Annotated in this window: 18 protein-coding genes; all 18 read right to left on the bottom strand. The window is 60.3% G+C overall.

Translation table 11 applies throughout. The features are described from left to right. Nucleotides 1–40 precede the first annotated feature (40 nt). Nucleotides 41–988 carry an ABC transporter substrate-binding protein gene (locus tag ACSQ16_RS01610; RefSeq protein ID WP_243263540.1) on the bottom strand — a complete coding sequence of 316 codons (948 nt, stop codon included), beginning with the start codon at nucleotides 986–988 and terminating at the stop codon, nucleotides 41–43. 33 nt (nucleotides 989–1021) lie between these two features. Then, the gene (locus ACSQ16_RS01605) at nucleotides 1022–2020 is read right to left on the bottom strand and encodes an ABC transporter permease (protein ID WP_243263539.1); all 999 of its coding nucleotides are present in this window, start codon (nucleotides 2018–2020) and stop codon (nucleotides 1022–1024) included. An 11-nt stretch (nucleotides 2021–2031) separates the two neighbouring features. Further along, nucleotides 2032–3549, bottom strand: a complete 1518-nt coding sequence (locus tag ACSQ16_RS01600; protein WP_243263538.1) for a sugar ABC transporter ATP-binding protein — start codon at nucleotides 3547–3549, stop codon at nucleotides 2032–2034. Beyond that, nucleotides 3546–4682 carry a Gfo/Idh/MocA family protein gene (locus tag ACSQ16_RS01595; protein ID WP_317406448.1) on the bottom strand — a complete coding sequence of 379 codons (1137 nt, stop codon included), beginning with the start codon at nucleotides 4680–4682 and terminating at the stop codon, nucleotides 3546–3548. Before ACSQ16_RS01595 ends, ACSQ16_RS01600 begins: the two co-directional genes overlap by 4 nt. After that, the gene (locus ACSQ16_RS01590; RefSeq protein ID WP_243263755.1) at nucleotides 4682–5737 is read right to left on the bottom strand and encodes a sugar phosphate isomerase/epimerase family protein; all 1056 of its coding nucleotides are present in this window, start codon (nucleotides 5735–5737) and stop codon (nucleotides 4682–4684) included. The genes ACSQ16_RS01595 and ACSQ16_RS01590 overlap by 1 nt, the downstream gene beginning before the upstream one ends. A 19-nt stretch (nucleotides 5738–5756) precedes the next feature. Further along, a complete protein-coding gene (gene xylA, locus ACSQ16_RS01585) occupies nucleotides 5757–7052 on the bottom strand; it encodes a xylose isomerase (RefSeq protein WP_243263754.1) in 1296 nt (431 codons plus the stop codon). After that, a complete protein-coding gene (locus ACSQ16_RS01580; RefSeq protein ID WP_243263753.1) occupies nucleotides 7049–8107 on the bottom strand; it encodes a LacI family DNA-binding transcriptional regulator in 1059 nt (352 codons plus the stop codon). Before ACSQ16_RS01580 ends, xylA begins: the two co-directional genes overlap by 4 nt. Nucleotides 8108–8293: 186 nt before the next feature. Continuing rightward, nucleotides 8294–9301, bottom strand: a complete 1008-nt coding sequence (locus ACSQ16_RS01575; RefSeq protein ID WP_243263752.1) for an ABC transporter ATP-binding protein — start codon at nucleotides 9299–9301, stop codon at nucleotides 8294–8296. Continuing rightward, nucleotides 9298–10266, bottom strand: a complete 969-nt coding sequence (locus tag ACSQ16_RS01570) for an oligopeptide/dipeptide ABC transporter ATP-binding protein (RefSeq protein ID WP_243263751.1) — start codon at nucleotides 10264–10266, stop codon at nucleotides 9298–9300. The genes ACSQ16_RS01575 and ACSQ16_RS01570 overlap by 4 nt, the downstream gene beginning before the upstream one ends. Then, nucleotides 10266–11180 carry an ABC transporter permease subunit gene (locus ACSQ16_RS01565; RefSeq protein WP_093928646.1) on the bottom strand — a complete coding sequence of 305 codons (915 nt, stop codon included), beginning with the start codon at nucleotides 11178–11180 and terminating at the stop codon, nucleotides 10266–10268. Before ACSQ16_RS01565 ends, ACSQ16_RS01570 begins: the two co-directional genes overlap by 1 nt. 1 nt (nucleotide 11181) lies before the next feature. After that, nucleotides 11182–12099 carry an oligopeptide ABC transporter permease OppB gene (gene oppB, locus ACSQ16_RS01560; protein ID WP_093928645.1) on the bottom strand — a complete coding sequence of 306 codons (918 nt, stop codon included), beginning with the start codon at nucleotides 12097–12099 and terminating at the stop codon, nucleotides 11182–11184. Nucleotides 12100–12193: 94 nt separating this feature from the next. Then, complete coding sequence (locus ACSQ16_RS01555; protein ID WP_243263750.1) at nucleotides 12194–13810, bottom strand: peptide ABC transporter substrate-binding protein; 1617 nt, start codon at nucleotides 13808–13810, stop codon at nucleotides 12194–12196. A 159-nt stretch (nucleotides 13811–13969) separates the two neighbouring features. After that, nucleotides 13970–14761 carry an ATP-binding cassette domain-containing protein gene (locus ACSQ16_RS01550; protein WP_243263749.1) on the bottom strand — a complete coding sequence of 264 codons (792 nt, stop codon included), beginning with the start codon at nucleotides 14759–14761 and terminating at the stop codon, nucleotides 13970–13972. Continuing rightward, a complete protein-coding gene (locus tag ACSQ16_RS01545; protein ID WP_243263748.1) occupies nucleotides 14761–15630 on the bottom strand; it encodes an ABC transporter ATP-binding protein in 870 nt (289 codons plus the stop codon). Before ACSQ16_RS01545 ends, ACSQ16_RS01550 begins: the two co-directional genes overlap by 1 nt. Continuing rightward, complete coding sequence (locus ACSQ16_RS01540) at nucleotides 15627–16478, bottom strand: ABC transporter permease (RefSeq protein ID WP_243263747.1); 852 nt, start codon at nucleotides 16476–16478, stop codon at nucleotides 15627–15629. The genes ACSQ16_RS01545 and ACSQ16_RS01540 overlap by 4 nt, the downstream gene beginning before the upstream one ends. After that, on the bottom strand, nucleotides 16471–17481 hold the full coding sequence (locus ACSQ16_RS01535) for an ABC transporter permease (RefSeq protein WP_243263746.1): 1011 nt from the start codon (nucleotides 17479–17481) through the stop codon (nucleotides 16471–16473). Before ACSQ16_RS01535 ends, ACSQ16_RS01540 begins: the two co-directional genes overlap by 8 nt. Nucleotides 17482–17542: 61 nt before the next feature. After that, nucleotides 17543–19069 carry an ABC transporter substrate-binding protein gene (locus ACSQ16_RS01530; protein ID WP_243263745.1) on the bottom strand — a complete coding sequence of 509 codons (1527 nt, stop codon included), beginning with the start codon at nucleotides 19067–19069 and terminating at the stop codon, nucleotides 17543–17545. Between the two features lie 42 nt (nucleotides 19070–19111). Next, nucleotides 19112–20680: a phytoene desaturase family protein gene (locus ACSQ16_RS01525; protein WP_243263744.1), complete on the bottom strand. Its 1569-nt coding sequence runs from the start codon at nucleotides 20678–20680 to the stop codon at nucleotides 19112–19114. Nucleotides 20681–20695: the final 15 nt, after the last annotated feature.

The raw sequence follows: 20695 nt of genomic DNA, 5'->3' as shown, positions 1-20695 counted from the left end.
TGAGAGGGAGCCACCGGCAGGCTGCCGGTGGCCTTGGCCATTAGAACGGGCTGTCGGGATAGTAGAAATCCATCGCGTTCTCTTGCGTCACCAGCACCGAGCCGATGACGAAAGTGCCCGAGACCGGCGCGTTGGAGGTGAGGCCCACGGCGGTCAGTTCAATCGCGGTGGCGATCATCGACGGTGGATAGGTCACATTGGCCGGGATCATCGCATCGCCATCGGCTGTGCGCTTGATCATCTCTTTCATGCCGGCACCGCCGAGTACGAATTTCACATCATCGCGCCCTGCGGCCTCAATCGCGGCCAGCACGCCAATCGCCATATCATCGTCAGACGCCCACACCGCGTCGATGTTGGGATACTTCGACAGGAAATCCTGCATCACGGTAAAGCTGTCGTCGCGGTTCCAGTTGCCGTGCTCCATGTCGAGCACATTGATGCCGGAGCCTTCGATCGCCGCGTTGAACCCCTCGACGCGCTCATTGTCGATGGTGGTGGGGATGCCGCGCAGCACGACGATATCGCCGCCATCGGGCATTTGCTGGGCCATAAACTCACCCGAAACCCTGCCAAAGCCGCTGTTGTCGCCCGCGACATAGAGGTCTTGAATGCCCTCGACGGAAAGACCACGGTCCACCACGGTGACCCATGCACCGCTATCGGCCACGGCTTGCACTGGCGGGGTCAGCGGGTCGGATTCAAAGGGCAGCACCACCAGCGCGTCGATGTTGCGCGTGGCGACCATGTCTTCGATATCATTCACCTGCTTGCCGGGGTCCGACGCGGTGGCGAGGACGAAGTCGAGATCGGAATAGACCTCTTCCAGACGTTCGACGGTTTCCTTGGCGTGGTAATTCATGCCCCCCGCCCAACCGTGGGTCGCCGCCGGGATCGACACGCCGATGACTTTGGTCTCTTGGGCAAAGGCGCCCGTACCGACAGCCGTGGCCAGCGCTGTGGCAATGAATGTTTTGGTAAATGTCATTTTTGCTCCTCCCATGAAGCGTTCAACTACGGCTTAAAGCGCCGTCTTCCTTTCGCGCTGTAGGATCACAGCGAGAATGATGATAATCCCTTGGATCGCACCGTTCAGATAGGGTGACACGAAATCGGTGAGGTTCAGGATATTGCCGATCAGGCTGAGGATCAGCACGCCGATGACGGTGCCCCAGACCCGGCCAAAACCGCCCTTGAGCACGGTGCCGCCTATGATAACGGCGGCGATGGCCTCCAGCTCCCACAGCACCCCGGTCGAGGCCGAGGCCGAGCCGAGGCGCGGCACATACATGATCGTGGCGATGCCCACCAAGATGCCCAGAGCGGCATAAGAGATCAGCCGCGTGCGGTTGACGTTCACATTGGAATAATGCGCGACATGTTCGTTGGAGCCCGTGGCGGCGCAGTGGCGGCCATAGACGGTGCGCGACATGATGATTTCGCCGATGATGACCACCAGCGCAAAAACGATGATCGGCCAACTGATCCCGAGGATCCCGTCAAAGTAAACGGGCCGGTAGAAACTGCGCAGACCAAAATCGAGCGACAGGGTGCCGCCATCGGCCAGCCACGTCACCAGCGAGCGGTAGATGCCCATGGACCCGAGCGTGACGATGAACGCCTCAATGCCAAGCGCGGTGATCAAAAAGCCGTTCAACAACCCCGCCAGTAGCCCCGCGACGATGGCCGTGAACATCCCCAACAGGATAATCGGCACGCCGACGCCGAGGCTTGGCAAAGCGGCGTTCATCACCAAGATCATCAGCCCCGCGATAAAGGCCGCCATCGACCCCACCGAAAGGTCGAGCCCCCCGGCGGTAATGACAAAGGTCATGCCCACCGCGATGATCCCGATGAAGGCCGAGCGGGCAAGCACGTTGGTGATATTCGCCGCACTTAGAAAGTTTGAGTTCATCAGCGCGCCGATGACCAAAAGGACGATCAGCGCGATGATTGGCCCGAGGACGGACATCGACGGCATCCGGAAGCTTTTGGTGTGAGGTGTGGTTGCATCTGTCATCTTCGGTTTCCTTAGGCCGTCATCGGCATTTGTTCGGCGCGCAGCCCCATCGAGAGGCGGACAATCGCGTCTTCCGTGATCTCACCTGCGTTCAGCGTGCCGCTGACCTCGCCCAACCGCATGACCATCACACGGTCGGCAAGGCCGATGAGTTCGGGCATTTCAGAGGTGATCACGATAATGGCGTGGCCCTGATCGGCCAATTTGCGCAGGAAGGCATAGATTTGCTGCTTGGTGCCGATGTCGATGCCTCGCGTCGGCTCATCGACGATCAGGATGCGCGGCTCAGAGAGCATGATCTTGGCCAGCAGCAGTTTCTGCTGATTGCCGCCCGACATATTGCCGACGCGCACGTCACGGCTGCCTGCGCGAATGTCGAACTCGCCAATGGCCTCCGTTAGGGCGTTTTCCTCTGCGTTGCGGTCGATCAGGAAGCCGCCGAATTTATGCAGGTTTTGCAGGGTCAGGTTCTCACGCATGCCGCGGTCCAGCAGCAGGCCGCGTAGCTTGCGGTCTTCGGTGAGGTAGCAAAGCCCGGCCCGCTGCGCGTCGCTCGGCTTCTTGAACTGCACCGGCTCCCCAAAGAGGGTGATACGATCGGCGCTTGCCGGGCGCAGCGCGGCCAAACCCTCCATCACCTCGGTCCGCCCAGAGCCGATCAGCCCGCCGAGCCCGAGGATCTCCCCCTGTCGCAGCGAAAATGAGACGTTGCGGGCAAAGTCCGGCACGCTGAGGTTTTCGACCGAGAGCACCTCTGGCGCGCCCCGCTCCACGCCGGGCTTCGCCGGATAGAGGTCCGATACATCCCGGCCCACCATAGCGGTGGCCATCTCGTCTTCGGTGATGTCCGAGCTTGGCCCCGAATGCACCACTGCCCCGTCACGCATGATGGTCACATGGTCCGAGATCTCGGCCACTTCATCGAGTTTATGCGAGGTGAACAGTACCGCCGTGCCCGCCGCGCGCAGGGCCGCGACCTGTTTAAACAGCACATCGGTCTCGCGTTTGGTCAGTACCGCCGTCGGCTCATCCATGATCAACACCCGCGCATCGCGCGACAGGGCCTTGGCGATCTCGACCATCTGCTTGTCGGAGTTCGACAGGCTCGACACCAGCGCATCCGGAGAGACATTGCAAGCTACCCGGTCAAGATAGTCCCGCGTGCGCCGCCGCATCTCAGCTTTGTCGAGCAGCGGTCCGCGTTTTAACTCACGTCCCAGAAAGATGTTCTGCTCCACGGTCAACTGCTCGGCCAGATTGAACTCCTGATGGATAATAACGATCCCGGCCATCTCGCCTTCGTGCAGGCTGTTGAACCGCACAGGCGCGCCGTCGAGTTGCACATCGCCCTTGCTGGGCAGTTGATAGCCCGCCATGATCTTCATCGTGGTGGACTTGCCCGCCCCGTTCTCACCGATCAGCGCATGCACGGTCCCCGGCTCCAGCGCGAGGGTCACGCCGTGCAGCACTTCGATCGAGCCGAAGCTTTTGCTCACGTCGCGCAGGGCAAGAACGGGGCTGATGCTCATAGCTTGGTCCACGCCGCATCATTGGCCGAAGAGGTGACACAGGCGTTGATGAAACGCATCCCCGCCATGCCCGCAGTGATGTCTGGCAGCACGCCCATAGCGCTTTCGCGGCTGGCCCCGCCCTGCACCGCGCGGATCGCATCGGCGGCTTCGTTATAGATTGTGGCGAACCCTTCGAGGTAGCCTTCGGGGTGGCCGCCGGGAATGCGGCTCACGGATTGCGACGCCTCAGACGCCCCTGCCCCGTTGCGGGTGATCAGGCGTTTCGGCTCTCCCAATGGCGTGAACCAGAGGTAGTTGGGATCCTCTTGCGACCATTCCAAGCCGCCTTTTTCCCCATAGACCCGCAGCTTCAGCGCGTTTTCGTTGCCGGGGGCGACTTGGCTTGACCACAGCATGCCGCGCGCGCCGCCAGCAAAACGCAGCATCATATGGGCGTTGTCGTCGAGCTTGCGCCCCTTGCCCCAGCTTTGCAGATCGGCGGCGAGGCTTTCGACCTGCAAGCCGCTTACAAAGCACGCAAGGTTATGGGCATGGGTGCCGATATCGCCCACAGAGCCGCCCGCGCCGGAGCGTGCGGGATCGGTCCGCCATTCGGCCTGTTTGACGCCTTCGTTCTCCATCGGAGCGGTCAGCCAATCCTGCGGGTACTCTGCCTGAACGATGCGGATATCGCCCAGATCACCCGACGCCACCATGGCCCGCGCTTGGCGGATCATCGGATAGCCGGTGTAATTGTGGGTGAGGATGAAAAGCGCCTCGGCCTCCGCGACGCTGGCCGCCAACGCCTCCGCATCCTCCAATGTGGAGGTCAGGGGCTTGTCGCAGATCACATGGATGCCCTTGGCCAAGAAAGCCTTCGCGGCAGCGGCATGAACGTGGTTGGGCGTGACGATCGAGACCGCCTCGATCCCGTCTTCGCGGGCGGCTTCGGCCTCGGCCATCTCTTCGAAACTGCCGTAGGAGCGCGGGATGCCCAAAGCCTCCGCACTCGCGGCGGATTTCTCGGGGGTCGAAGACAGCGCGCCTGCGACCAGTTCAAACCGGTCGTCGATGCGCGAGGCGATGCGGTGCACCCCGCCGATAAAGGCGTCATTGCCGCCGCCCACCATGCCAAGTTGAATACGTGCCATCAGTCGATCCCCAGCATCTTGCGGTTTGCCGCCTCATCGGTGCCGCCATCGGCGAAGTCGTCAAAGGCTTTGTCGGTCACGCGAATGATGTGATCGGAGACGAATTGCGCCCCCTCGCGCGCGCCGTCCTCGGGATGTTTCAGGCAGCATTCCCATTCCACCACGGCCCAGCCATCAAAATCATTCGCCGCCATTTTGGAAAAGACCGCGCCGAAATCAACCTGTCCGTCGCCCAGCGACCGGAACCGCCCGGCGCGGTCTGTCCAGCTTTGGTAACCCGAATAGACCCCCTGACGACCCGTCGGATTGAACTCGGCATCCTTGACGTGGAACATCTTGATCCGGTCTTTATAGATGTCGATGTTATCAATGTAGTCAAGACATTGCAGCACATAGTGGCTGGGATCATAGAGCATGTTGGCCCGTACGTGATTGCCCGTGCGTTCCAAGAACATCTCATAGGTGATGCCATCATGCAGGTCTTCGCCGGGGTGGATCTCATAGCAGACATCGACACCGCAATCCTCGGCGTGGTTCAGGATCGGCAACCAGCGCGCGGCCAACTCGTCAAAGGCCGTCTCGATCAACCCCGCAGGGCGCTGTGGCCATGGGTAGACATAGGGCCAAGCCAAAGCGCCCGAAAAGGTCGCATGTGCGCCGATCCCCATGTTTTTCGACGCCGAAAGGGCCATCTTAACCTGCTCGACGGCCCATTCCTGACGCGCCTTCGGATTACCGCGCACTTCTTCAGCGGCGAAGCCATCGAATGCGGTGTCGTAGGCCGGGTGCACGGCAACCAATTGGCCCTGAAGGTGGGTCGAAAGCTCGGTGACCTCTACGCCATTCTCGACTGCCTTGCCCTTGAACTCATCGCAGTAATCCTTGCTCGACGCCGCTTTGGCCAAGTCGATCAGCCGCGCGTCCCAACTGGGCACCTGCAAGCCTTTGTACCCACAATCGGCAGCCCATTTGGTGATGCTGTCCCAAGAATTAAACGGCGCTTCGTCGCCTGCAAACTGCGCCAGAAACAGCGCTGGTCCCTTAATCGTTTTCATGGTGGTCCTCCCTCCTCGCTTACACGAAGCGATTTACGATATTCTCCAGAATTTCCTGCCGGCCCGAGCGGGGCTGCGGATTGATGCCCTCTTTGGCAACCCGCGCCGCGATGCTGGCCAGATCCCCCTCCAGCATCGCCTTGGCGTTGGAGCTCTCCCACCCCGCGTAGCGTTCATCGCGCATGGCCTCGAGCGTGCCATCCTCCAACATCGCGACGGCGGCTTTGAAGCCCCGCGCGCAGACATCCATCGCGCCTGCATGGGCCGCGACCAGATCGACCGGGTCAAGCGATTGCCGCCGCAGCTTGGCGTCGAAATTGGTGCCGCCGGTGGTGAAACCGCCCGCTTTGAGCACCTCGTAATAGGCCAGCGCCACTTCGGGGACGTTATTAGGGAACTGGTCCGTGTCCCAGCCCGATTGGTAGTCGTTGCGGTTCATGTCAATCGAGCCGAAAATGCCCAGAGAGGACGCCAGCGCCAATTCATGTTCGAACGAATGGCCCGCAAGGATCGCGTGGCCTTGTTCGATATTCATCTGAACCTCGCTCTCAAGCCCGAACTCCTTAAGGAAACCGTAAACGGTGGCGACGTCGAAATCATACTGGTGTTTGGTCGGCTCTTGCGGCTTCGGCTCCACCAGAATGGCGCCTTTGAAGCCGATCTTGTGTTTGTACTCCACCGCCATCTGCAAGAACCGCCCGGCCTGCTGGCGTTCGCGTTTCAGGTCGGTGTTCAGCAGGGTTTCATAGCCCTCGCGCCCGCCCCAAAGCACATAGTTCTGGCCGTCCAGCTTGTGGGTCGCATCCATGCAGGCTTTGACCGTGGCGGCGGACCAAGCGAAAATCTCCGGGTCGGGGTTTGTGGCCGCGCCCGACATGAAGCGGCGGTGACCAAAGAGGTTCGCCGTGCCCCAAAGCAGCTTGGTCTTGGAGCTTTCCATCTTGGTGCCGAGGTAGTCGATGATCTCTTCGAAATTACGCAGGCTCTCGGCGAATGTATCGCCTTCGGGGCGGATATCGGCATCGTGCCAGCAGAAAAAAGGCGCGTTCAAAAGGTCGAACATCTCAAACGCCACATCGGCCTTGAGGCGTGCCATGTCCATCGTCTCGCCAAACCACGGGCGGTCGAATGTCTGGCCGCCGAAGGGATCGCCGCCGGGCCACGCAAAGGAATGCCAATAGGCCACGGCAAAACGCAGGTGGTCTTCCATCCGCTTGCCCATAAACACTTCGTCGGGGTTGTAGTGGCGAAAGCCCAGATCAGACCCGTCTGGATCATAGGAAAGTGGCTTAATATTTTTGAAGAAATCACTCATGTGTCTTGGGCTTTCATCTTATCGGTCAATGTGTCGGCGGGCAGATTGTCCCGCACATAAACTGTCGGAACGAGGTCCGGCATCGGTGGCAAATCTTTCGCGTCAATCAGGGCGCGCAGGACGGTAAAGGCGCGGTTGATTTCAACGTCTGGGCGCTGGTCGATGACCAGATCAATCTGCCGCTCCATCAGCGCTTGGCGGGAATGGGCGACAAGCTCATGCACCACGCAAAAGGGGCGTGTTCCCTGATCGCCATCAAGCGCTGCGATTAGGCCACTGTTGCCCGCGCCGACGTTATAAATCGCTGTCAGCCCTTGCTGGCTTAGCACCTTTTGCATCTGCGCTTGAAGGACCTGCGCTTCGTCCTTGGTCATGATCGGATCAAGCACCGTAATCTGCGGGAAATCGGCGCTGAGCACTTCGCGAAAACCAGCAAGGCGCTCTGCGTGGTCGCGCGCGTTGAGCGAACCTGCAAAAGTTTGCACCTTCCCACCCTGCCCGCCGTGGGCAAGGCCTACCATCCGGCCAGCGGTGCGCCCGGCGGCGATGTTGTCGATGCCGATATAGGCCGCGCGGGCGGCGTGTGGCAGGTCGGAGACAAGGCCCACCACGGCCACCCCTTTGGCGCGCAATTCGGCCAAAGGCGCTTCAAGCGCAGCGCTTTGCAGCCCGACGATGGCAACACCGTCGAAATCGCGCTCAAGCAGGGCCAAGATACTGTCTTGCAGCCCTTCTACCGCGAAGGCTGCAACCTCGATCACCTCGGCGGTCACACGCTCGCTGGCCTGATGGGCGGCGGCGTGGTCGATGTGCTGGCGGATACGGTTGAAGAAAGCGTTGGAGCCGCGGGGGATCAAAAATGCGAGCCGGTAGATGCGACCCCGCGAAAGGTTTGCCGCTGCAACATTGCGCACATAGCCAAGAGAGGTGACCGCTTCGCGTACCTTAGCGATGGACTTCTCAGCCACATTGCCGCGGTTGTTGATCACCCGATCTGCGGTGGCATAGCTCACCCCGGCAGCACGTGCGACATCGCTTAGCGTTGGACTTGTCATGATCCCTCCCCCATCGCGCCAACCCTCCCAAGCGGCGCGTCTTGACCATATCTATGAGGATATTTTGATATACGTCAATCATTTTTGATAGACGTATATCATTTTCTTAGGATGAGAAGTCGCTGCCCGATTGCAAGAGTGTGGGTAGCGCGTTGTTATAAAGGGGTTTAAATCAACAGAAGGGCGTTAGTTCCCTGCTGTCATTTCTTTTTCCCGCATCGGGCCGGGGTGGATGCAAGCCACCTGATGCTCATCGCTGCCCGCCTCTGGTATCACCTCGGCGCAATCTGCCTGTGCGCGGGGGCAGCGGCCACGAAAGACACAGCCCGAAGGCGGATTCATCGGTGACGGCATATCGCCAGTCATCGGCACGATCTTTTTGGCGCGTTCAGCCACCGGATCGGGGATCGGAACGGCGGACAGCAAGGCCTGCGTATAGGGGTGCTGCGGATTGTCGTAGAGTTCCGCCTTGGGAGCTTTTTCCATGATGCGTCCGAGATAGAGCACCATGACCTCGTCCGAAATGTTCTTCACCACGCTGAGGTCATGGGCGATAAAGAGCATCGCCAGCCCGAGATCGCGCTGCAACTCTTTGAGCAGTTCAATCACCTGCGCCTGAATCGATACATCAAGGGCTGAAACCGGCTCGTCGCAGATCAGGAGTTTTGGCTCAACGATCAGAGCACGGGCGATGCCGATACGCTGACACTGCCCGCCCGAGAATTCATGCGGGTAGCGATTGATCATTTGCGGCAGCAGGCCCACACGCTCCATCATCTGTGCCACGCGGGCGCGGCGCTCCTTCGCCGAAACGTCTGGCCGGTGGGTCCGAAGCGGTTCTGCGATGATCTGCCCCAGCGTCATGCGCGGGTTGAGAGAGGCGAGCGGGTCTTGGAACACCATCTGAATCTCAGAGCGGTAGGGCTTCATCTGCCGTGGGCTCAGCGACAACAAATCGGTCTCTCCGCGCCAGCGCACCTGCCCCGTCGCCGGGACCATCTGGATCAAGCCCCGCGCGAGGGTGGACTTACCACAACCGGATTCGCCGACCACGCCAAGCGTTTTGCCCGGCTCCAGATCAAAGCTTACCCCGTTCACAGCATGTAGGAAACGCGGCTTCGTCCAAGGCATATCGCCAGCGCGGGTGATGGGGAAACGCACGTTGAGGTCGCGCACTGAGAGAAGCGGGCTCATGCGGTGACCTCCGCTATCGGGCGGTGGCAGGCACGGGCACGGCCTGCGGCAAAAGGCGCAAGGGGTGGCATCACGCGGCAATCTTCGCCTGCGTAAGTGCAGCGCGGGCGGAACGGGCAGCCTTGGGGTGGGGCGGCCATGTTGGGCGGGTTGCCGGGGATCGCCTTCATGGCGGCGTCTTCGTCATCGACGCGCGGCACGGCGGCCAAAAGGCCACGGGTATAAGGGTGCGTCGGCTCGGCAAAGAGCGGCTCGGTCGGGCCTTGCTCCATCACGCGACCACCGTACATCACCAGCACCCGCTCGCAGAAGCCCGCCACGACGCCAAGGTCATGGGTAATAAGGATCGTGGCCATGCCGAAATCCTTTTGCAAATCGCCCAAAAGGTCCATGATCTGCGCCTGCACTGTCACATCGAGCGCGGTGGTCGGTTCGTCCGCGATCAGCAGGTCGGGCTTGCACAGCAGCGACATGGCGATCATCACCCGCTGGCGCATCCCGCCGGAAAACTCATGGGGGAAGAGGCGGATGCGTTCCTTGGCAGCCGGGATCTTCACTGCGTCGAGCATCCGTACCGATTCAGCCAATGCTGCACGTTTGGACATGCCGTGGTGCAGGGTCAGCACCTCGGTCATCTGGTCCGCGATACGCATGTAAGGATTGAGCGAGGTCATCGGATCTTGAAAGATCATCGCAATCCGCTCAGCCCTGATCTTGTTCAAAACTTTCGGCTTTGCGCCCAAAATCTCCTGCCCGTCAAAGCGCACCGACCCGCCCGTGCGCCCGTTCGGCGCGAGCAGCCCCATGATCGAGAAGGCGGTCTGGCTCTTGCCCGAGCCGCTTTCGCCGACGATGCCCAAGGTCTCGCCCCGGTTGATCGAGAGCGACAGGTCGTTGACCGCATGCACGGGGCCGTCGTCGCCCTCGAAGGTGACAGAGAGCTTGTCGATTTCCAGCAGAGACATCAGCGATCCTTGGGGTCGAGGGCGTCACGCAATCCATCGCCGATAAAGAATAGGCCGAACAGCGTGAGACAGAAGAACAGCAGCGGGAAACCCAACTGCCAAGTGGTGCCATAGGCAATGGTGCCCGCCCCTTCAGAGATCAGCGCCCCGAGGGAGGTCAGCGGTTCCTGAATGCCAAGCCCGAGAAAAGAGATGAAGCTTTCCGTCAGGATCATCAGCGGGACCAGCAGCGTGGCGTAAACCGCGATGACGCCCAAGAGGTTGGGCACGATATGGCGCAGGATGATGACCGGGGCCGAAACGCCGGTGGCGCGGGCAGCTTCGACAAACTCGCGGCCCTTGATGGTCAGGGTCTGGCCCCGCACGATGCGGGCCATCTCCATCCATGAAATCAGCCCGACGCCAGCGAACAGGATGGTGATCGAACGGCCATACATGACCAAGAGCAGGATCAGCACGAACATGTAAGGCACGGCCATGAAAATATCGACGAGCCGCATCATGATGCTGTCGGTGCGCCCGCCGAAATAGCCCGCCACCGCGCCGTAGAGCGTGCCGACGACACAGGCGATCAACGCGCCGACGAGGCCCACGGCGAGGCTGATCTGGGTGCCCTGCACGGTGCGCGCGAAGAGGTCGCGGCCCAAATCGTCGGTGCCGAAGTAATGGCCACTCTCGAAGGACGGTCCGCCCAGTTCGACGATCTGGCCCATGACGTTGTAGTCGAGTTCTTCGTTCGACCATTGCGCGAGGCTGTTGCCAAAAAGCGCAAAGGCCACGACGAAGCCGAGGATTACCAGCCCCATCAGCGCCGCCTTGTTGCGGAAGAACCGCCGCCGCGCGTCGGCCCAAGGGGAACGCCCCTTGCCCGCAAGCTCGCTGGCTTCGACCCGTTGTTCGGATGTCATCACCATGTCAGTACCGGATCTTGGGGTCGATCCATCCGTAGAGGATATCGACCACGAGGTTAAAGAAGATGGTCAGCGCGCCGACGAGGATCGTCACCCCCATCATCACCGCGTAGTCGCGGTTCAGCGCAGAATCGACAAAGGCTTTGCCGATGCCACCTGTCGAAAAATAGATGTCGACCACGACGGAGCCCGTGATCATCGCCACGAAAGCGGGCCCCAGATAGGAAATCACTGGCAGCATCGCGGGTTTCAGCGCATGGCGCAGGATCACCCGGCGCTCGGGCAGGCCCTTGGCGCGGGCGGTGCGGATGTGGTTCGAGGTCAGCACCTCCAACATCGACGAGCGCGTGATCCGCGCGATGGAGGCCATGAAAGACGTCGACAGCGCGATCACCGGCATGATCCAATATTCCGGCCCCTGCCAGCCACCACCGGGCAACCAGCCGAGCCAGAGCGTGAAGACCAGCACGAGGATCGGTGCCATGACGAAGTTCGGCAGCACCTGCGCCCCGATGGAAACCCCAACCGCGACATAATCGAGCAGCGAGTTGTGCCGCACGGCGGCGGCCACGCCAAGGCCAACGCCAACAATCACCGCCACGGCAAAGGACAACAGCCCATAGGTCAGTGTGATCGGGAAACCTTGGGCAATAATCTCATTCACGGAACGGTCTTTGTAGACAAAGCTTGGCCCGAAATCGAAGTCAGAGACGATGCCCCAGACATAACTGCCGATCTGTTTCCACAACGGATCATCCAACCCGTATTTCGCATTGAGGTTCGCCAGCACCTGCGGCGGCAATTCCCGCTCGGATGTGAACGGCCCGCCGGGGGCGGAATGCATCAGCAGGAAGGAAATCACGATCAACACCAAAAGTGTCGGGATCGCAATCGCAAGGCGCTTGAGAATGTAACTGAGCAAGAGGCGTGCGCTCCGGATACGGGGGGTTGTGGGGGTGTAGAATAGAATCGGGCAGCCCGTGCCTTAACCGCCGGGCTGCCCGAATGTCGAGAGGTTACTCCGCGGTACGATAGAGGTCTTTGCCGTACCACGTGTTGTTTACGTTGTTCTCTGGCAGACCTTCGATGTCTTCCGCGATCATGTCGACGTTGGCGTAGTGGTAGATCGGGATGATCGGCATTTCCTCGGCCAAGATCTTCTCGGCCTCTTGATAAAGCGGCTGCGGATCCTCGGCGGTTTTGCTGTCCTTCATGAGCTTGTCATAGGCATCATTATAGAACTCGCCGTTGTTGTGACCCGAGTAGGAGGTCAGCAGATCAAGGTAAGTCGAGGCCTCGTTGTAGTCCCCGCACCACGCATAGCGCGCCATATCGTAGTCTTGGTTCTGCATCCGGTCGGTGTGGACCTTCCACTCGTAGTTATCCAGCGTGAGGTTCACGCCGATCTGCTTGAGCATCTGCGAGGCCGCGATGGCGATCTTTTTGTGATCTTCCGACGTGTTATATTGCAGCGTCAGATCAAGTGGGTTGTCGGGGCCATAGCCTGCTTCGGCCAGCAATTCCTTAGCCTTTTCCACACGCTGCGCCTGATCCATGTTGTCGGCCCAATCCAACTCGGGACGCTCAAAATCAGCAATCGCCCAGTGGGTCCAGTTGTAGGACGGCTTCTGCCCGCCTTGCAGGATACGTTCCACGATGATGTCGCGGTCGATGGCATAAGCCAAGGCTTTGCGCACATTGACGTTTTTCAACGCCTCCGGCCCCTTCTCGCCCACGTTCAGCATGTAGATATACGAGCAGTTATAGGGGGTTGAGACCGCCTGTTCGGGGTACTCTTTCTTCAGACGCGGGTACTGCCCGGCGGGGATATCCACGCGGTCCAACTCACCGGCCAGATAGCGGGTCAGCGCTTGGTTCACGTCATTGATCGTAAGCGCGGTGATCGTTTCCATCACCACGTTATCGGCATCCCAATAGGAGTCGTTCCTTTCCATCACGACACGTTCGCCCAACTGATGTTCGACCAGTTTATAAGCGCCGTTGCCGACCAATGTGCCCGCATCGGTCCAGTCATCGCCATGCTCTTCGACCGCACTTTGCAGCACGGGGAAGGTTGAGCCATGCACCAACATTTGCGGGAAATAGGGCAACGGCGTGGTGATCTTGACCTCAAGCGTGTGATCGTCGACCGCGCGGATCCCCAGCTCTTCGGGGGATGTGTCGCCTGCGATGATCTCAGGCGCGTTTTCGACCTGCATCAGTTCCATGTACCAGGCGTATTCCGACGCTGTCGCGGGATCAGCCAGACGACGCCAAGAATAGACGAAATCGTTTGCTGTGACCGGCTCACCGTTCGACCACTTGGCATCCTTGCGCAGGTTGAACGTATAGGTCTTGCCGTCTTCCGAGACTTCGTGGTCGAGCGCGACACCGGGCACCAGCTCCCCGTTGCCGTCTTCGTTGTAGAGCCCCTCAAAGAGGTTGCGCAGCACGTCAGAACCTTCGACGTCGGTGTTGATTTGCGGGTCCATCGACTTGATCGCGTCGAGCAGCCAGAAGGTGTAGTTTTGATCCTCGGCAAGGTTCACGCCCTCAGGCACATCGGCGGCCTGAGCCTGAAAGGCAAGGCCGAGCGCCAGTGCAGAGGATGCAAGTGTGGTGCGAAATTTCATGGTGACTCTCCGTTGTTTGGAAGTTCGTGTTCTGATTGAAAAGTAATCAATCGAAAACAGAGAGTACATGCAAGACGTTGCCTCGCGTAAGCCAAAGACGGCGGCATAGCGCCGAGCAAGAAACTCGGCACCAGCCTTTTCGTCAATGATTTCTACATGTCAAACCCAGACTTGATCCGGGTCAGGCAACGGAATCGCATCTAGCAGCGTGCGGGTGTATTCCGCCTGCGGCGCGGCAAAGAGGTCTGCGGTTTGCGCCTGCTCCACAATCTCCCCCTGATAGAGTACGATGATCTGATCACAAAGCCGCCGGATCACCGACATATCATGGCTGATAAAGGCCAAGGTCAGCCCCAATTCGCGCACCAGTTCCTGCAAGAGGTTCAGCACCTGCGCTTGAGAGGACACATCAAGCCCTGAGACGATCTCATCCGCGAGGATAAATTCGGGCCTGAGCGCAATGGCGCGCGCGATGCCGACACGCTGCCGCTGCCCGCCTGAGAGTTCATGGGGATAGCGATTGGCGAAACTGCGCGGCAGCCCCACCATGTCCAGCGCCTCTGTCACCTTGGCGGGGATGCCGTCATGCCCCTGCACCCGCAGCGGACCGGCGATGATGCCCCCCACCTGCCGACGCGGGTTGAGCGAGGACATCGGGTCTTGGAAAATCATCTGCATCTGCGCGCGCATCGGGCGCAAAGCGTCCTCCTCCAAATGGGTAATGTCGCGCCCGTTGAAGGTGATGCTGCCGCCCGTCGGCTCCAACAGCCGCAGCATGGTGCGGCCCAATGTGGATTTGCCCGAACCCGAACCACCGACGATGCCGAGCACAGCACCTTTCGACACATCGAAGCTGAGCCCGCGCAGGATTTCGATCCGTGGGGCCGCGCCGAACAGCGGTTTGCGGGTCATGTCTGGGAAAGACAGTCGCAGGTCTCTTACTTGGTACATCAAAGGCCCGCCCTCCGGTCATGGTCCGTCACTTCGCGCTCGACCTGATCGATCACCGATTGCGGCACCGGGGTCAGCGATCCTTCGGGGTCTTTGTAACTTGGTGTCGCCGCCAAGAGTGCCGCCGAATAGGGATGTATAGGATGCATGAAAAACCGCCGCATCTGCGCCTCTTCCACGACCTTGCCTGCATAAAGCACGCTAAGCGTGTCACAGACCTTGGACACGACGCCAAGGTCGTGGGTCACGAACAAAAGCGCCGTCCCATGGCGCGTCTGCATGTCGGCTATCAATCGCAGGATCTGCTTTTGCACCGTCACATCCAAGGCCGTCGTAGGCTCATCTGCGATGATGAGCTTCGGCTCGGCGGCAAAGGCCGCAGCGATCAGGATGCGCTGGCGCATGCCGCCCGACAGCTCATGCGGGTAGCTGCGCATCACGCGGGCGGGGTCGGGGATCTGGACCTCTGCCAACAGCTCCAGCGCACGCGCCTCAGCATCGGCGCGGGACCAGCCGAGGATATCCACCAGCCGCCGGGTGATCTGCGGCCCGATGCGCCGGGCGGGGTTGAGTGCAGTCAGCGGGTCTTGGGGGATCAGCGCCGCCAATGCGCCGATACGGCGGCGACGTTCAGCCGGGCGCAGGGTTTGCAGATCGACCCCATCAAGCCAGATCTCGCCCCGCGTCACCGCCAGCGCGCGGGGCAAAGTGCCCAGCACGGCCTTGCCGATCATCGACTTGCCCGCGCCGCTTTCGCCCACCAGCCCATGCACCTGCCCTGCCGCAACGCTGAGCGAGACATTGCGCAGGATCGGCGCGCCGCTTTTGAGCGTGACGCAGAGGTTGCGGATTTCCAGAAAAGCACTCATCGCAGCACCGGATCAAAGCGGTCTTTCAACCCTTCGCCCAGTTGAGAGAAGCTGAGCACCGTCAGAAACAATGTGATCAGCGGGAAAACCAGCACCCACCACGCCTGATGGACCGAGGTGCGCCCTTCAGAGATCATGCCCCCCCAAGTGGGGCTATCGGTCGAGATCGACAGGTTCACGAAGCTCAGGATCGCTTCAACGATCACGGCAATGCCCATCTCTAGCGTCAGCAGCGCAATGATCGTGGGCAGCACATTCGGCAAGATCTCGGTTAACATCGTTCCCATCCGTTTGCGCCCCGCCACTCGGGCAGAGGCGACATAATCCATCGCGCCTTGAGTCATCGCTTCGGCCCGGATCACGCGGGCAAAGCGGGTCCAGTCGATCACCACGATGGCGATAATGATTGAGGTGAGGCCCGTGCCCAAGACCGCGATCAGCAGAATGGCGAAGAGCACCGGCGGGAAGGCCATCCAGATGTCGACAAAGCGGCTGATGATCCGATCCGGCCAGCCGCGATAATAGCCCGCGATGAGCCCCAGAGTCGTGCCGATCACACAGGTCAGCGTGCCTGCCACCAGCGCCACAATCAGCGCCAGACGCGCGCCATGAATGATACGGCTCAGCACATCACGGCCCAGTGAGTCCGACCCCAACCAATAGCCCGGCTCGGCCCCCACCTCCCAAAATGGCGGCAAGCGCGAGGTAAAAAGATCCTGCGCCAGCGGATCCTGCGGGGCGATCCACGGTGCCAGCAAAGCGGCCAACACTAGCAGGATCAGCCATCCGCCCGAGAGCCAAAGCCGCAGCCCGATGGGGCGTTTTGCATCACCTCTGGCATCACGCATGGCGCAACCTCGGGTTCAGCACCACATAGAGCATGTCGACAGCTAGGTTCACGAGGGTGAAAATCAGCGCGAACAAGATCACGATCCCTTGGATCAACGGCAGGTCGCGGTTGATCACCGCGTCGATGGCCATATTGCCCAGGCCTTCGTAGCTGAACAGCCGCTCGATGATGACTGTGCCGCCGATCAGAAAGGTAAATTGCACCCCCACCAAGGTCAGCGTCGGCAGGATCGCATTGGGCAACGCGTCACGGGTAATGACATGGTGTTCGCCATAGCCATGGGTGCGCGACAGGGTAACGTAATCAAGGTGCATGGTTTCTTTCAGGCTTTGCTTGAGCAGCTGCGCGATGATTGCCGACAGCGGGATTGCTAGCGCCAGCGCGGGCATGAACATATGGCCGATCAGATCGCCCAACACGTCAAAACGCAGCCGCAGCAGGGCTTCGAAAAGGTAAAAGTTGGTGGTGAAATCAATGTCGAGCGCGGGGGAAATGCGTCCCGAGATATGAAATACCGGCCAAAGCACGCCAAAGAGCAGGATCAACACCAACCCCCAAAGGAAATCCGGGATCGACAGGGCCATGCCAGTTGAGACATCAATGGCACCCTCCTTGCGGGTATTGCGCCAGCGCGTGCCGGTCAGCGCCATGGTGCCGCCGATCACCACCGCAATCAGCAAGGCGACGATGCTTAGCTCCAGCGTTGCGGGCAGACGGTTTAATACTAACGAACTGACCGGCTGGCGCAGCGAGATCGATGTGCCGAAGTCACCCTGAACCACCCCACCCAGCCAGATCATGAACTGTTCAAAGATCGACTTATCAAACCCATATTGCGCCTGAAGCCGGGCGATATCGGCCTCTGTCGCGCCGGGGGGGAGCATCATGGCGATGGGGTTGCCCGGCACGACACGGATCACCACAAAGATGATCACGGCCACACCAAAGAGCGTGATGGCGGTGCTAAGAAGCCGCATCAATATATTACGCAATAGGGTCATTTTACCTCTGAAGGTTGGGGTGACGGGGCGACAAACGCCGCCCCGTCAAATCCGGCTTGCGTTAGGCGCGCGTCATCAGATGCGGCAGCAGCGCGCCTGAACGGTGCGGCACCACATTGACGCCCGAGACATGCAGGATCGGCTGGACATATTGCAGCAGCGGGATCACCTCAGCGTTCTCGGCGATATGACGGTCAACGGCTTTCCAACCTTCGATGCGCTTGGCCTCGTCCTTCTCGCCCCAAAGCGGCAGGATCATGTTGAAGGTTTCTTCCCCGTCCCAGACCGAATGCGGCGAGGGGCCGAACATGGCAAAGCCGGTCGAGGTCGTTGGATCGCCCACCGAATTGCCCCAGTTGTAGAAGGCCGCCGGTGCCAGCGTATCCGCCGCGCGCAACTCGTAGTGTTTGGCGATCTCATAGACCTCGATCTCGGCCTCGATCCCGACCTTGCGCCAAAGCCCGACGATGGCCTGCACCATCTCGTAATCCTTAGGCTTGAAGCCCTTAGTGGTCTGGATTTTGAACGTCACTGGATTATCGACGCTATAGCCCGACTCTGCCAATAGTTCCTTCGCCTTTTCCATGTCATGACCGACGGTGATGGTCTCATCATAGGCGGCATAGTCTGGGGTCTGCATCGTGTCGATTGCCACACCGTAACCCGACAGCAGCCGTTCGATGATAAGACCCTTGTCGATCGCCAGCGCTGCTGCTTTGCGCACGTTCGGGTCTGTCATCACATCGATGTCGTTAAGAAAGATCATCCCGATGTCGGAAATCGGCTCGGCCACACCTTCGATGCCGTCTTTGGCTTTCAGGCGGTCGAACTCTTCGTATGGCACTTCGAGCGTGACATGGCTGTTGCCCGATTCAATCTCCGCCACGCGAGAGGCCGCGTCGGTCACGAATTTGATCGTCACATTCTTGAATGCGGGTGCGCCGCCCCAGTAATTCTCGTTCGCTTTCAACCGCACGAAAGCGTTGCGTTCAAACTTCTCGACCATATAGGGGCCGGTGCCAATGGGCGCGGCCTCAAACCCGTCTGCGCCAACTTCCTCGTAGTACTTCTTGGGCAGCACATAGCCGGTAAGAAATGACATCCACTTAAAGAACGTCGGCTCATATTCCTTAACATCCGCCGTGACACGGTTGCCCTCGGCGGTGATGTTTTCGACCTTGCCCCAGATGAATTGGATCGGGTTGCCTGTCTCGGCATTCGCGGCACGTTCAAGCGACCATGCAATATCTTCGGCGGTGAAAGGATCGCCGTTGTGCCATGTCACCCCGTCGCGGACCTCCATCCAAATTTTGGTCTGATCGTCATTCCAACCGTAGTCGGTGATCAAGCCTTGGCCGAAGGACAGGTCAGGGTTCTGCGGGATATAGAGATCAAAGATCGACTGATAGAACCCTTGGATTGTTGGGTTCACCGCCGAAGGACCCACTGTCGGGTCCCAACTGGGCAGGTTGACGTTATAGGCGATGACCAATTCATCAATGTCTTGGGCAAAGCTGGGCAGGCCGACAGTGGCAAAGGTTGCCGCCGCGGCGCTGGTCTTGAGTAGGCTACGTCTGGATAGTTTCATTGTCTTTCTCTCCCTGAGAAATGGTTGTTTTGGTTTTTATTGTTATTTTCCGGCGAGTTTTTGGGCGAGCAAGGTGCCGGGCCCTGCCCCTGTGCCACCTCCGGGCCAAACAGCGGCACCGGTGTGGTGAAGCCCTCTGATCGGCGTACTGCCATCGGCAAAGCCGCGCGCGGGGCGGTTCAGGAAATGCTGGTGCAGGTGGTGGCTGCCGCAGACCTGATCGCCGCCAATGAGGTTGGGGTTGTCGGCCTCCAGCATCGCGGGTGTCACCACATGGCGGTCGAGGATACGGGCGCGGGTGCCGGGGGCGTAGCGTTCTAGCAGATCAAGCGCGCGCTCAGCCATCGGCGTGGCGGCGCTCTCCCAATCCCGCGCCGCGATGTCACCCTTGGCATCGCCTTTGATCTGCCCCGGCACCATGCGGACCTGAAGCCAAAGCACATGTTTCCCCTCTGGTGCACGGCTTGGGTCAACCACCGTGGGCTGGCCACAGACGATAATCGGCTCATCCGGCAGCAACCCGGCCTTGGCCTGCGCATAGGTCCGCGCCATCTGGTCCATCGACGGGGCAAGATGCACATAAGCGAAGCGGTTCAACTCGGCGGCAGGCCAGTTCGGCAACGCGTCCATCGCCAGATGGATCATCATCGTGCCGGGCGCGTGTTGGAAGGTTTTCATCGCCTTGTCATGCCGCGCGTCGCCACTGCCGCCGGTCAGGCGCAGCAGAGCCGAAGGCGCAACATTGGCAATCACCGCCTTGTCGGCCCCAATAAAGCGCCCATCGGAAAGTGTGATCCCGGTCGCCCGGCCACCGGCCTCTTCGATGCCCGTTACCTCTGCGTTGCAGGTGACGCTGCCACCGCGCGCTTCGATCATCCGCACCATCGCGCGGGTCACTGTATCCGCCCCGCCTTGGCCCAACACCATGCCAAAGGCCTGTGCTGCCATGGCTTCGAGATAGGGAAACAGCGCGCCACCCGCGATGTCAGGGGCGAAATCCAGATGCATCCCCCACGCGGCGAAAGTGGCCTTTACCCGGTCATCTTCAAAGGTCTGATCCAACCAAGCCCGTGGCGACATCATCAGAAACTGCGCCAAGTCAAGGCTGCCGCCCGCCCCGCGTTTGCGGAGCGTCGAACAGCCGAGTTTGGCGAGAGACGCCGCCCGCATTGGGCTGCCAAGCAGGGCAAAAATCGTCTCAGCCTCAGCAGGAAAATCATCGCTTAGCCGGTCCCACGCCTCGGCATCCGCCGCGCTGAAACCGGCAATCCGCGCCCGGTTTAGCGCGCGGTCATTTGAAATGCCGAGCCAACGCCCGTCCGGAAACAGGCTCGCAAAAGGGTTCGCCGTGGGCGCAAAGCCCAGCCCATGGCGTGCAAGCTCTTCGCCGTGGTCCGTATGGAACGCAGACCCCGCAAAAAGCGACAGGTTCATCGCCGCCCAGTCATGCCGGAACCCCGGTTGCGTATAGGCGCCTGACTTGACCGCACCCCCCGGTTCGCCCGCTTGCTCATAAACCGCCACACGCCAGCCCCGCGCCGCCAGATGGCAGGCACAAGCAAGGCTATTGTGCCCCGCGCCGATGATGACGGCATCAACATTTGATGTCATTTCCCAATTCTCCCT

Origin of the sequence: Sulfitobacter sp. SH24 (assembly GCF_965641895.1) — a bacterium.
Taxonomy (GTDB): Bacteria; Pseudomonadota; Alphaproteobacteria; order Rhodobacterales; family Rhodobacteraceae; genus Sulfitobacter; species Sulfitobacter dubius.
This window is presented reverse-complemented; position numbering and strand designations above follow the sequence as displayed.